Raw genomic sequence first — 12,805 nt, 5'->3', positions numbered from 1 at the left:
CGTGGAATCGGGCGGTCGAGGTCGAGGTCGCCGACCAGCATGGACGCTGGCCCCTCCGGTCTCATGACCGCCCCACGGTGGCAGTTGCCGACCACCCTGCCCACGCACTGCGGACGATGTCGTCGAGGTCGTGGATCGGGCACCATCCGAGACTGGCGCGAATCAGGCGCGCGTCGGCGACGACGCGGGCTGGGTCGCCGGGTCTGGCTGCGGTGAACTCCCATTCGAAGTCCACGCCGGTCGCGCGCCGGACGGCATGCATGATCTGCACAACGCTCGCACCGCATCCCGTGCCGACGTTGTAGGTGGCGGCGACGTCCGTCGTGCACATGCGTCGGACGACGACGGCGTGCGCCGCGGCCAAGTCCGCGACGTGGATGTAGTCGCGGATGCACGTGCCGTCCGGCGTCGGATAGGTATCGCCGTAAATCTGCGGGCGGGTGCCGGAGCTGACGGCCCGAAGGACCCGCGGTATCAGATTGTGGATACCCCGATCGGCGAGCCGAGGTTCCGCTGCACCGGCGACGTTGAAATACCGCAGCGCAGACCAGCTCAGCCTCTCGGCGCGGGCGGTGTCGCGAATCATTCGTTCGCACATGAGCTTCGACCATCCGTACGGGGTCTCGGGAACAGTTCGCGACTCTTCCGTGACCAGTCCGGTCGAGGGTGTGCCGTACACCGCAGCGCTGGAGGAGAACACGATCCGCGGGACGCCGACGCGAACCATGGCTGTCAGCAGACTGTGCACCCCGAGCACGTTCTGCCGGTAGTAGAGCAGTGGTTGCGCGATGGATTCGTCCACGGCTTTGCGTCCGGCAAGGTGGACGACGCCTTGCGTGCCGTACTCGAGCATGACCCCGGCGAGGAAGTCGGTGTCGAGCACCGAGCCGACCTGCAACGGTGCTTCGGCCGGCAGCAGATCCGGATTCCCGGTGGAGAGGTCGTCGATCACGGCAACTCGGTGGCCGTCACGGAGTAGTGCGCGGACGACGTGCGTACCGATATATCCGGCTCCGCCGGTTACGAGCAAGATCATGGCAGTCCTCCTCCGGGATGGTGCGGGCCCTCCGGCGACGACGGCCGCTCGGCGGATTCGGCGTGCGGCCGTTGGCGCCCACGGGTCGCCAGGGTGCGAGTTCTTCGGTACATGCGCCAGAGGCGAGTTGCCATCCGATCGCCAGGTGTGGCAACAGGCGCTCCGCGGCCGCCGAGCCAGGCCGTGAGCTGTTCGTCGGTGGTCCGGTCGGTGACGGTGAGCCGGGCGATCGAGTACCACGGGTCCGACGCGGTGGCCAGCGCATTCTTGACCGAGCAGGCCGAGTCGTAACCGGCCTGCGCGACGAGCTGTCGAACAGCGCGGCTGGAGTAGCCATGCGGATAGGCAAAGCTGCCCACCGGCACATCCAGCCGGTCCTGCAACTCGGTTCGGCATCGCGTGACTTCGGCGCGGGCGTCGGCAATCGACAGCGTGTCCAACTGCGGGTGGGTGACGGAGTGCGCGCCGATCTCGAGGCCTGCGTCGGCCACTTCCCCGGCCGCCGCCCAGCTCAGCATCCGGTCGCCGCCGGGGCTCACCGAGCCGACGAATCCGGTGGTGAGGTAGACGGTGGCAGGCATTCCCCACCGGGCCAACAGTGGCGTTGCGACATCGGCAATCTCGGCGAACCCGTCGTCGAAGGTGATGACGACCGGTCGCGCAGGCAGCGGCGGGTTGCCCGCCATGCCCAAACGCAGCTCACCGACGGTCAGCGCGGTGCGTCCGGAGTAGGAGACGAGTTCGAGGTGCCGCTCGAATGTGCTGGCTGACACCGAGAACGGCGCGATCCAGGACGAGCGGTCGGTCCCGATCGCGTGATACAGCAGCACGGGGAACGGCCCAGTCATCGGGCGGTCCTGAGGTGTCCGGCGAGTGTCGCCGCGTGTGGCCGTCGCATCCGTCCGGTGGCGTAGCCCCCACACGTGATGATCAGACCGGCGAGGAGGGCGGCGGCCCGCCGCATTCCCGCCGGATCCGTGCCGTCGATTCGGGCGACCAATGCGCGTGCGAACCCCCGCGGCAGTATCTGCACCATGTAGGGGCGCTCGGCCGCCAGTGCGCGGTGCGGCCCACACGATCGCGCGACCACAGCCTTCGAAAGTCCTTCGGCGAAGCAGCGTTGCCGAAAATAGGTCCAGGTGCCTCGCGCAGAGGGCACGTGATGGTGAACGGTCGCGGCAGGCTGGTGACGGAGGATGCCGTCCGGGCGGCGGGCGGCGAGCCGGAGACACAGTTCGGTTTCTTCGCATCCGAGTGGTCGTGTACCGATGCGCCCCAGATCGGTACGAAACCCGCCGATTTCGGCTAGTTCGAGGCGACGGAATGACATGTTCGCACCGATGAAGTTGCGCACCGCCGCGGGTACGGAAGGCTGTCCCGGGTGACTGCAACCCACGACCCAGTCGAATTCGTGCGGGAACCAGTCGGGGCGCCCGGACTGCCAGGCCGGCTCGACATGCCCGCCGACGCCGAGCACCCGGTCGTCTGTGTAGGCGGCCACCAGCACCTCCAGCCAGTCGCACGCCGCGACGGCATCGTCGTCGAGGAAGGCGACGATGTCGCCTCCGCTGGCGGCCACTCCGGAGTTGCGGGCACCCGACAGTCCTTGTGGGCCAACATTTTCCAGCGTTCGGACGTTCGGGTGATTCCGACGCACCATCTCCGTCAGCGCGGGGCAGTGATCGACCACCACCAGAACCTCGGATGCGGGCAGAGTCTGCTGTCCGACCGACTCGATCGCCGCGGTCAATTGCGTCCAGCGCTGTGGTGTGTAGCAACAGATCACCACCGACACAGTCGGATTGGCGCGGTGCCTCGCAAGTGCGGGCTCGGGCTCGCTCATCGATCGGCTCCTTGACGCGTCGAGTCGCGGGTGCCGCGGTAGCGCCACCGGCTCGCGGTGTACGCGAACGGTCCGGCGACCAGTCCAGCGCGCTCCCGCCAGATCAACTCCGAAGGAAAGCCCGGGCGCCTGCCCCGGTTCTTGGCCGAGGCAGATCCGAGCATGTGCCGAAGCGCCGGTACTCCACGCCGAAGCATCACCGGCACCAGGGACGGTTGCGCGCAGGCCGAGGCGGCGAGGTACGAACCCAGTCCGACCCCGTATCCGAAGGCCTGTCGGCGCAGCCCGGCATACTCGCGCCGGTGCCAGTGCCGCAAGATCGCCGCCGGCTGGTAGACGAGGTCACCGCCGTCGAGGATCACGTGAAGAAAGGACAGGAGGTCGTCACCCCCGCGCGCCGGGGTCCCCGCGCCGGTGGCCCAGTCGAAGCCCCCGTGTCCGCGCAGCCAATCGGTCCGGAAAGCCATGTTGGCACCGGAGCCGAAACGCCCGGCGGTGAACGGGAACAGTTGGTCGTCCGGCGGGTTGTTCAGGCTGAATCGTCGCTCGACGTATCCCCGTGCGAATCCGCCGGACTGCTCCAACAACAACTGGGCGGGCGTCTCGAGCTCGGCGGCCAGGATCAGACCGGTCACACAGGTTACTGCCGGGTCGTCGAAACCCTCGGCCAGGGCCATGAGCCAGTGTGAATCCACTTGGACGTCGTCGTCGGTGAACGCCACCACCTCGCCTGTGACGGCCGGCAGTGCGGTGTTGTGCGCGAACGCGAGGCCGGGCCGGTCGGCGCGAACGTATGTGAACGGGTATCTCCACGAGTGACCGCCTGTCAGCGCCCGCTCGGTCTCGGGTGTGCTGGGTGCGCTGTCCACGACGACCACATCGAAACTTGGATAGTCCAGTGCTTCTAGTGATTTCAGGCAGCGCAGCACGCTTTCGGTGCGGTCTCTGGTTGCGACCATCACGGTGACGGACGGGACCGTCATGGTGGACCTCCGCTCGAGACACGGCGGTGCGGGGGAGTCGATCAGCCCCGCCGTGGACAGCATCCGTGGGGCCGGCAACTGGTCGACCACCATGTGATCGACGATGCGGTCGCCCAGCTGGGACCACACGGCCTCGACCACTCGATCCGGCGCCAGTCGATCGTGGGAGAGTGGCACGACGACCTCACCCACCGGGCGGGTGTGCAGTCGCACGAGCAGTCGAGCCTCTCTGTACCTGCCGGCGCGCTCGAGCGCTGGAATCGGAGCGTCTACGTCCAGGTCGCCGACGAGCACCGCCTCCATCGCCCCGGCAGCGGGCCGACTCATAGCGGCTGTGTTCCGTCGCGGCGAAGCGCCTGGACCAGCCTTCCTGACAGGCCGGTCCGGTGATCGCGCAGAATGGCACGCAGGACCAGGCTCCCGTCGGAGACTGCGTGCAAGTTCGAGCGACCACTACGGCGCGGCAACTCCAGGCTGGGCACTTCGGCAATCCGAAGCCCGGCCTGCACAGCGTGAATAGTCATCTGGGCCTCGATGTCGAAGCCCGACGCGGTGAGGTGGAGATGGTCCAGATACCGACGGTGGAATGCACAGAAGCCGTAGCACAGATCGGTGAGATTCGTCCCGTAGAGCACATTGACCAGGTGGAGGAGCGCACGGTTGCCCGCTTGCCTGAAGATGGTGATGTCCAGTGAACCGCCGCCGCAGATGAACCGCGACCCCTTCACGAAGTCGTATCCATTGTCCAGAAAGTGCAGGTAATGGGGAATCTCCTGGGCCGACATGCTGCCATCGGCGTCGATCATCACGACGACGTCACCGGTACTTGCCAGAAATCCGGTGCGCAAAGCGTTGCCCTTGCCGGGGCCGTTCTGCGCGACAACCCGAATGTCCGGGCGGCACGCGAGTGCCATGGTTCGTGTGGCGTCGACGGACTCTCCGTCCACCAACACGATTTCATCGATGCAGTCGGGAACCTGCTCCAACACCCAGGCCAGGTTTCGTGCCTCGTTCTTGGTGGGGATGATCAGGCTTACCGTTCCGGTCCGGCTGTCCTGGATCGGAGCTGCTACCGCATCGCTGCGGGGCGATGGCTCTCGTGGCTGGTTGTTCGTCCTGCTTGTTGCAGCCGATGCCGGCGTCATGATTGCGTCCCTTCCCCGCCAGTGCCCTGTTCACCGCGAACCTCGTGGATCGCCACACAAGCCCTGCGACGACAGGAGGAGTCTGCTGTGAACACTTATTTAGATGAGTGCGCTGCGACGGCCGGTCTGATCCCGTGCCGGCATGAATATTTCGTGGCGACGGTATCGGTGTCGTCCCATCAGGCAGGTTGGGCTTGGAAACCGAACCCGCACTTGACATTCGCTGCAGTGTAGTGAAGCGCCGGGTGCTGGCTGCCCGGATCGCCGCCATCCCCGGCGGGAGATGGCTAGATTCCCCAGGGCAATCTGAACGAGCTGGCGTAGCATCACTGGGCATGGGATCCCAGCTCCCGATCTGCGCCAAGAACTTGAATAGGGTGCCGGGCTGGTTTTGGCCGCTCGATCAGGCGTTGTTCAGGGTGTTCCTCGCCGAGTCGCGGCGGATCGTCGGTAGGGGAGATCTTGCCGAAATCGGCACATACTTCGGGAAGAGTGCAATCTTGATCGGCTCCTCGCTCGCACCAGGTGAAACCTTCACGGTGGTCGATCTTTTCGGCTCTCCTGCGGATGACATCGAGAACAACGAGGAAAACGCGCGCAACTACGGAAAGCTGACGGAGCAGCGGTTTCGGAGCAAGTATCTCGAATTTCACGACTCGCTGCCGGTGATCGTCCATGGGTCGAGTTCGATCATCGCGAACCGTGCGTCCCACGGCACGCACCGGTTCGTGCATGTCGACGGATCCCATCTCTATGAGCATGTGAAGACTGACGTCGAGTCGACGCGCACTCTGTCAGCGCCCCAGGGCGTCGTCGTGTTCGACGACATTCGGTCTGAACACACACCTGGTGTTCCCGCAGCTGTCTGGGCAGCCATCGATCGCGGCTTGAATCCCATTGCGCTCTCCCCTGCGAAACTGTATGCGACCTGGGGAGATCCGAGACCATGGGTGCGCTTCCTGGACACCTGGTCTTCGGAACCGAACTGTGAAATCAAGTTCCACACCGAGATTCAACGGATTGCGGGACAGAGCGTATATCGATTCTCGATGGCGAGGTCGTGGATCACGCGGAAGCTGATCGAGTTGGACAGCCGGCGGCATTGACCTCGTCTATTCAGGCGAACTTCATTGATCTGTAGCAGGATTCGGCAAAGTCAGGCGCCCCGAGGGCAAGGTGCCGGTCTGCGAAGAAGGCGTTGGCGCGGCTCCGAATTCCGGTGGCGGTCTCGTCGCGTTCGTCGTAGTGGGCTCTCTGAGCGGGCCTTCTGAAGGCCGTGCGCAACGAGGGCTTGTCCGCGTCATCGGTCGCCCTGTTTCTGAGCTTCAAATCATATCCGATCGCCTCTGATAGGGGACTTGAGGAGGTTTGGTGTGTATCGTCAATGCTTGAAACGGGGAAAAGGTGTGGTTTCTAATGGAGTTTCAAACGTTAGGTATTGAAACCCGAGTGTCGCCGTCGGCCCTCTGCGATTCGCACCGGTCGCCGCCGTGCCTCGGCTGCGAAGCCGTCGATGTACCTGTGGATCATGACCTCCTGCAGCGGTGCCGGTGCGGTGAGTCCGCGGCCTGGACCGAAGTGGTCACTCGATACGAACGGCTCGTCTTCAGTACCGCGTTGCGAAACGGGCTCACCAGGGATGACGCTGCCGACGTCACCCAGACGACGTTCATTGCGCTCTTCAACTCGATCGATCAGGTCCGCGACGTCGAGCGACTGCCCTTCTGGTTGATCACCGTGGCACGCCGGCAGGCGTGGCGTGCGTGCCAGGGGCGCCACGAGTACCAGCAACTTCCCGACGATGTGGCTTGCCATGATGATCCGATCGGGGACTGGGAGCGATCCTCCGTCGTGTACAACGCATTACAGCGTCTCGACTCGCCGTGTCGGGATCTGCTGTGCGGACTCTTCCTCGATCCTGCCGAGCCCTCGTATGTCGAGATGGCTCGACGGCTCGGCCGCGCGGTCGGGGGAATCGGGCCGTTGCGCGGACGATGTTTGACCCACCTACGTGAAATCCTCGGCGAGGGCGTGTTCCCGTAACTACTTCTCGGCCTCAGCGACCGGCCCCGGAGGCGCCCCGAACAGCGACGAACCCCAGAACTCGCCCGCGCGGACCCCCGGTGGAACCGCGAAGAGCGCCGAGCCGACGTGTTTGATGTACTCGTTCATCGCGTCGTTGTGGGCCAGCGACTGCTGCATCGGTACGAACTGCTTCTGCGGGTCGCGGCAGTACGCGATGAAGAACAGTCCCGCATCCAGGTGGCCGAAACCGTCGGAGCCGTCGGTGAAGTTGTAACCGCGGCGCAGGATCTGGATCCCGCCGAGTTCTTCCTTGGACGCGAGTCGGACGTGCGCATCCTTGTCGATGAGCGGACCGCGAGGGCCCTTCGAGTCGAGGTCGAGCTCGTCGAACTCGGCCTTCTGTCCTAGTGGTGCACCGGTTCCCTTGCTGCGCCCGATGACTCGTTCCTGCTCGTGCAGCACGGTCCGGTCCCACGGCTCGATCAGCATGCGGATCCGCCGGGCCACCAGGTACGAGCCGCCGCCCATCCAGGGCTGGTCGTCCTTCGGGTCGACCCAGACGAAGTCCGACACCGTCGATGTCTCCTCGGCCTTGATGTTGCGGGTTCCGTCCTTGAACCCGAACAGGTTTCGCGGCGTCGTCTGTGAGGTGGACGTCGAGGAGGTGCGTCCGAAGCCGAGCTGCGACCACTTCACCGCGACCGTGCCGAAACCGACGCGGGCCAGGTTCCGGATCGCGTGCACCGCCACCTGAGGATCGTTGGCACAGGCCTGGATGCAGATGTCGCCGCCGCTGCGGGCCGGCTCGAGCGCGTCGCCGGTGAACTTCGGCAGTTCCACCAGCGCCGTCGGACGCTTGTCGGCGATGCCGAACCGGTCCCGGCCGTCGGGTGTGGTGAACAGTGACGGACCGAAGCCGATGGTCAGCGTGAGCTGGCAGGCGTCGAGGTCGAGGGCCTCGCCGGTGTCGCTCGGTGGCTTGTACTCGCCGGCCCCGATCGCGCCGTCCGGGTGAGCCTCCTCGCCCACGGTCATCCGCTCGGCCATTTCGGTCCACTTGCGCAACAAGGCCACGAGTGCGTCGCGCGAGTCGGTGGTCACGTCGAAGGCGACGAAGTGCATCCGGTCCTGCGCGGGAGTGACGATCCCGGCCTGATGTTCACCGTGAAACGCGACGACGTCGCCGTACTCGGACGCCGACTCGGGCGCGGTCAGGCGCCCGACCGCCGCGCCCGCGCCGGCCGCGATGACCGCGCCGGCCCCGACAGCGCCGAAGAGACGGCGCCGGGAGATCTTGGCCGGCTGCGGACTCGTCTGGATGGGCTCGTTACTGTCCGGCGACGACACCCTGCACCTGGCTCACCTCGGCGGACAATGCGTCGATCTTGTGCGAGAGGGCCTGCCGCTGCGGCTCGGTCACGGTGTCGTAGAACACGAAGCCGTCGCCGCGGCGGTACTGGGCGAGCTCGGCGTCCAGCTCCGCGAACCGCTGGTCGATCCGGGCCGCCAGGTCCTTGTTCCGCTCGTCCAGGATCGGGCGCACCGAGGCGATCGCGGCCTGCGAGCCGTCCACGTTAGCCTGGAAGTCCCACAGGTCGGTGTGGCTGAAGATGTCCTCCTCGCCGGTGATCTTGGTACGCGAGATCTCGTCGAGCAGAGTCTGGGCGCCGCCTGCGACCTGGATCGGGTCGATGGCGAAGTCGTCGGCGGCGATGCCGTCGGCGAGCTCCTTCAGGTCGGTGAGCAGCTGGTCGGCCATCGCATTGGTATCCGGCTGCGGTCCCGTCACCCAGAGGTCCTTCTCCAGACGGTGGAAGCCGGTCCACTTCTGGCCGGGCTCGACGTTCGCCTCGCGAAGGTCGATGCGCGGGTCGAGGTCGTCGGGGAAGGACTCGGCGATCGGCTCGATGCGCTCGTAGTACGTGCGGGCGAGGGGGTACTGGGCCTTCGCCGACTCGATGTCGCCGGCCTTGATCGCGGCCACGAACTTGGCGGCGGACTCCTGCAGCGCCGAGACCTGCCCGGTGACGTACTGCTTGTAGCCGGCCGCGGCCGTGGCGAGCTGGCCGGACTCGTCGGTCGGTGCGGCGGCATTGCCGGTCACGGTGAACTCGGCGCGGATGCCCTCGCCGACCATTCCGGGCTTGCAGGCGGTGTGGAAGGTGCCCGCCTCGGGCAGGTTGACGATCAGCTGCCGCGTCAGGCCCGGACCGACGTTCTCGACCTCGCCCATCACCCGGTCGCCCGCCCCGTAGACGTAGAACTCGGTGACCTTCGAGCCGTTGTTGGTGATGGAGAAGGTCGTGGTGCCTGCGGTGGCGGTGTTCGCCGCGACGTCACAGGTGGTGTCCGTCGCGGTGACCGCGATCGACTCCGCCGTCTCATCCGACTTGGAGGTGCAGGCGGCGAGGGCAAGGGGCGCGATCGCCACGAGGGCGAGGGCAGTGGTGGAACGACGCACGAGCGGGGGCCTTTCGATTATGCGGGGAGGTCGGAAGTCTGATCGGCGCTGCCGCGCTCCTCAGCAGGGGTCTGCGCCGGCTTCGGGGGAGTCGGGCGGAGGAACAGTGCCAGTACCACGACCACGTAGACGAGCCAGGCGATCACCTGGAACACGGTCGGGTCGGGCCGGAAGTTGAAGATGCCCTGCAGCACGGTGCCGTACCAGCTGGAGGTGTCGAAGCCCGACGAGACGTCGAACGCGAGGTGCGAGCCGCCGGGCAGCCAACCCGCGATCTGCAGCGCGCGCACGCCGTACGCGAGGATGCCCGCGGCGACCACGATCAGGAAGATGCCGGTGTAGCGGAAGAACTTGGCGAAGTCGATCCGCACCGCGCCGAAGTAGAGCAGCACTGTGAGCGCGGCGGCGACCACGATCCCGAGGATCAGCCCGACGAGCGGCCAGGCACTGCCCGCGGCGTTCTCGGCGTAGCCGACCAGGAGCAGGGCCGTCTCGACGCCCTCCCGGCCGACCGCGAAGAATGCCATCGCCGCGACGGCCAGCGGCCCCACGGCGAGGGCCTTGCTCATACCGGCCTTGAGGTGCCCGGAGATCGAGGCGGCGGCCTTGCGCATCCACAGCACCATGGCGGTGACGATCACGACCGCGACGAGTGAGGCGATGCCACTGATCAGTTCGGCGGCCATGCCGGTGACGGTGGAGGTGCCGAAGTGGATGGCCGCGAAGATTCCCGCGACCATCGCGACGGCGGCCGCCACGCCGAGCCACACCCATTTGAGGGCGTCGCGACGGTCGGACTTGACCAGGAAGGCGATCAGGATCATCACGACGATGCCGGTTTCGAGGCCCTCGCGGACGCCGATCAGACCACTGCCGAACAGTTGTGTCGCGATGCTCGGCGCGGTCGCGCCCGAGGCGAGGATGAGCACGCAGGGCTCCTCATCTGTGCGTGTCCACCCGCCGCGATATAGGCAAGGCGAACCTTCTCTGGAACCCGACTAAGGTAGCACTTACCACACGGCGCCCGTGAAGCGCGCAGTCGCCCCGCCCGATATGCCCGGATCGCCGCCGACCTCCGTGTGCCGTGGATGATGGACCCGGTGACCACCCGGAACAGGCGACTCCTCAGCGGCGTCGCCGCGGTCGTGGTCGGCGCCGCCGTCCTCGCCGGATGCGCGAGCGAACCGAGGATCGCCATCCCGCAGGGCATCCCACCGGGCCCCGGCGCGGCGTTGCCGCCGATCGACGTCGACGCCCCCGGACGCAGCGCCGAGCAGTTGGCCGACTGGGCTGCCGGGCAGTCCGATGCGCTCGGTATCTCGGTGACCGCGCTCGAGGCGTACGGGTACGCAGCTGCGGTGATGGCGCGGTCGCGGCCCGACTGCGGCATCGGGTGGACGACGATCGCGGGTATCGCCGGCGTCGAGAGCAGGCACGGCACCTACCGGGGGTCGCGGGTGGCGCCCGACGGCAAGGTGAGCCCGCCGATCCGCGGGGTGCCGCTCGACGGCGCGCCCGGACTCGCCGAGATTCCCGACACCGACGGTGGCGCGATGGACGGCGACCCGGTGCACGACCGCGCGATGGGGCCGCTGCAGTTCATTCCCGAGACCTGGAAGCGGTGGGGTGTCGACGCCAACGGTGACGGCGTCGCCGACCCCGACAACATCGACGACGCCGCACTGACTGCCGCGCGGTACCTGTGCGAGCGGGGCGGCGACCTCACCGCGGCCGACGGCTGGCGTCGGGCGCTGATGGCCTACAACCAGTCGACCGAGTACCTGGCCGAGGTCCGTGACCGCGCCGCCGCCTACTCCGTCGGCGTCCGTCCGTGACCTGTAGCTCCCCCAGGACCGCGCGCCGTTACCGTCCTGGCCGGTTACTGCCGTTAGGCTCAGACCTGGCACTATGTAGCGAAATCGTCGGCGGTGCTGTCACCGCACGCATCGCTGGCGTCGCCAACACATCGAAGCCGCCAATAAGGAGAACCATCCGTGGCCATCATTGAGCAGGTCGGAGCCCGCGAGATCCTCGATTCCCGAGGCAACCCCACGGTGGAGGTCGAGGTGCTGCTCGACGACGGCACCTTCGCCCGCGCCGCGGTCCCCTCGGGCGCCTCGACCGGCGAGCACGAGGCTGTGGAGCTGCGTGACGGCGGCGACCGCTACAACGGTAAGGGCGTCGAGAAGGCGGTCGAGGCGGTACTGGGCGAGATCGCGCCCGCCATCATCGGCATGGATGCCACCGAGCAGCGGGCCGTCGACCAGGAGTTGCTCGACGCGGACGGCACCCCGGACAAGTCCCGTCTCGGCGCCAACGCCCTGCTCGGTGTGTCGCTGGCCGTCGCCCGCGCTGCCGCCGACTCCTCGGGCCTCGAGCTGTTCCGTTACGTCGGCGGACCCAACGCCCACGTGCTGCCCGTGCCGATGATGAACATCCTCAACGGTGGCGCGCACGCTGACACCGGAGTCGACGTCCAGGAGTTCATGGTCGCGCCGGTCGGCGCCGCCACCTTCAAGGAGTCGCTGCGCTGGGGTGCCGAGGTCTACCACTCCCTCAAGTCGGTGCTCAAGGCCAAGGGCCTGTCCACCGGACTCGGCGACGAGGGCGGCTTCGCCCCCGACGTCGCGGGCACCAAGGAGGCGCTCGACCTGATCGGTGAGGCCGTCGCCAAGACCGGCCTCAAGCTGGGCACCGACGTGGCGCTCGCGCTCGACGTCGCGGCCACCGAGTTCTACACCGCCGGAACGGGATACAAGTTCGAGGGCAAGAACCGCACCGCAGCCGAGATGGGCGCGTTCTACGCGGAGCTGCTCGGCGCCTACCCGCTGGTGTCCATCGAGGACCCGCTCGACGAGGACGACTGGGAGGGCTGGGTTGCGCTCACCGAGGCGATCGGCGACAAGGTCCAGCTCGTCGGCGACGACCTGTTCGTCACCAACCCGGAGCGCCTCGAGGACGGCATCGTCAAGGGTGCGGCCAACGCGCTGCTGGTGAAGGTGAACCAGATCGGCACCCTGACCGAGACCCTCGACGCCGTCGACCTCGCGCACCGCAACGGCTACAAGACGATGATGAGCCACCGGTCCGGCGAGACCGAGGACACCACCATCGCGGACCTCGCGGTCGCGGTCGGCAGCGGCCAGATCAAGACCGGTGCGCCGGCGCGCAGCGAGCGCGTCGCCAAGTACAACCAGCTGCTGCGCATCGAGGAGTCCCTCGGTGACGCCGCCCGCTACGCCGGCGAGCTGGCCTTCCCGCGCTTCTCCTTCGACGGTTCCGCGAACTGATCGCGGCGGAGTAGGGCGCAGC

The 12,805-nt window shown here is 67.0% G+C and carries 12 protein-coding genes; 4 read left to right on the top strand and 8 right to left on the bottom strand.

Annotated elements, in window-relative coordinates:
* Positions 1 to 61: 61 nt before the first annotated feature.
* The 5 genes from galE to FK531_RS04545 are packed head-to-tail and all read right to left on the bottom strand — an operon-like array spanning position 62 to position 5,007.
* Positions 62 to 1,036: a UDP-glucose 4-epimerase GalE gene (galE, locus tag FK531_RS04565; RefSeq protein ID WP_142095614.1), complete on the bottom strand. Its 975-nt coding sequence runs from the start codon at positions 1,034 to 1,036 to the stop codon at positions 62 to 64.
* Complete coding sequence (locus FK531_RS04560; RefSeq protein WP_142095612.1) at positions 1,033 to 1,884, bottom strand: polysaccharide deacetylase family protein; 852 nt, start codon at positions 1,882 to 1,884, stop codon at positions 1,033 to 1,035. The genes galE and FK531_RS04560 overlap by 4 nt, the downstream gene beginning before the upstream one ends.
* Positions 1,881 to 2,879, bottom strand: a complete 999-nt coding sequence (locus tag FK531_RS04555; RefSeq protein ID WP_142095610.1) for a glycosyltransferase family 2 protein — start codon at positions 2,877 to 2,879, stop codon at positions 1,881 to 1,883. Before FK531_RS04555 ends, FK531_RS04560 begins: the two co-directional genes overlap by 4 nt.
* Complete coding sequence (locus FK531_RS04550) at positions 2,876 to 4,189, bottom strand: glycosyltransferase family 2 protein (protein ID WP_142095608.1); 1,314 nt, start codon at positions 4,187 to 4,189, stop codon at positions 2,876 to 2,878. Before FK531_RS04550 ends, FK531_RS04555 begins: the two co-directional genes overlap by 4 nt.
* A complete protein-coding gene (locus FK531_RS04545) occupies positions 4,186 to 5,007 on the bottom strand; it encodes a glycosyltransferase family 2 protein (protein ID WP_142095606.1) in 822 nt (273 codons plus the stop codon). Before FK531_RS04545 ends, FK531_RS04550 begins: the two co-directional genes overlap by 4 nt.
* 335 nt (positions 5,008 to 5,342) lie before the next feature.
* Between FK531_RS04545 and FK531_RS04540 the strand changes: the two genes are divergently transcribed.
* The gene (locus tag FK531_RS04540; RefSeq protein WP_142095604.1) at positions 5,343 to 6,113 is read left to right on the top strand and encodes a class I SAM-dependent methyltransferase; all 771 of its coding nucleotides are present in this window, start codon (positions 5,343 to 5,345) and stop codon (positions 6,111 to 6,113) included.
* 310 nt (positions 6,114 to 6,423) lie between these two features.
* Positions 6,424 to 7,050: an RNA polymerase sigma factor gene (locus FK531_RS04535; protein ID WP_142095602.1), complete on the top strand. Its 627-nt coding sequence runs from the start codon at positions 6,424 to 6,426 to the stop codon at positions 7,048 to 7,050.
* On the opposite strand, the gene efeB is transcribed toward FK531_RS04535, so the two are convergent.
* From efeB to efeU, 3 genes are read right to left on the bottom strand one after another with little or no spacing between them, the layout of a single operon-like run.
* Entirely contained in the window at positions 7,051 to 8,379 is a 1,329-nt protein-coding gene (efeB, locus tag FK531_RS04530) for an iron uptake transporter deferrochelatase/peroxidase subunit (RefSeq protein ID WP_142095600.1), read from the bottom strand. It abuts the gene before it with no gap.
* Positions 8,360 to 9,493, bottom strand: a complete 1,134-nt coding sequence (gene efeO, locus FK531_RS04525; RefSeq protein WP_181762818.1) for an iron uptake system protein EfeO — start codon at positions 9,491 to 9,493, stop codon at positions 8,360 to 8,362. Before efeO ends, efeB begins: the two co-directional genes overlap by 20 nt.
* 17 nt (positions 9,494 to 9,510) lie before the next feature.
* A complete protein-coding gene (gene efeU / locus FK531_RS04520) occupies positions 9,511 to 10,422 on the bottom strand; it encodes an iron uptake transporter permease EfeU (RefSeq protein ID WP_142095596.1) in 912 nt (303 codons plus the stop codon).
* Positions 10,423 to 10,584: 162 nt separating this feature from the next.
* Here efeU and FK531_RS04515 point away from each other — a divergent pair, with 162 nt between their 5' ends.
* Positions 10,585 to 11,328, top strand: a complete 744-nt coding sequence (locus FK531_RS04515; protein WP_435531021.1) for a lytic transglycosylase domain-containing protein — start codon at positions 10,585 to 10,587, stop codon at positions 11,326 to 11,328.
* 159 nt (positions 11,329 to 11,487) lie between these two features.
* A complete protein-coding gene (gene eno, locus FK531_RS04510) occupies positions 11,488 to 12,783 on the top strand; it encodes a phosphopyruvate hydratase (protein WP_142095592.1) in 1,296 nt (431 codons plus the stop codon).
* Positions 12,784 to 12,805 lie beyond the last annotated feature (22 nt).

Origin of the sequence: Rhodococcus spelaei, assembly GCF_006704125.1 — a bacterium.
GTDB lineage: Bacteria > Actinomycetota > Actinomycetes > Mycobacteriales > Mycobacteriaceae > Rhodococcus_G > Rhodococcus_G spelaei.
Note: the sequence above shows the minus strand (reverse complement) of the source record. Positions and strands in the feature narration are given on the sequence as shown.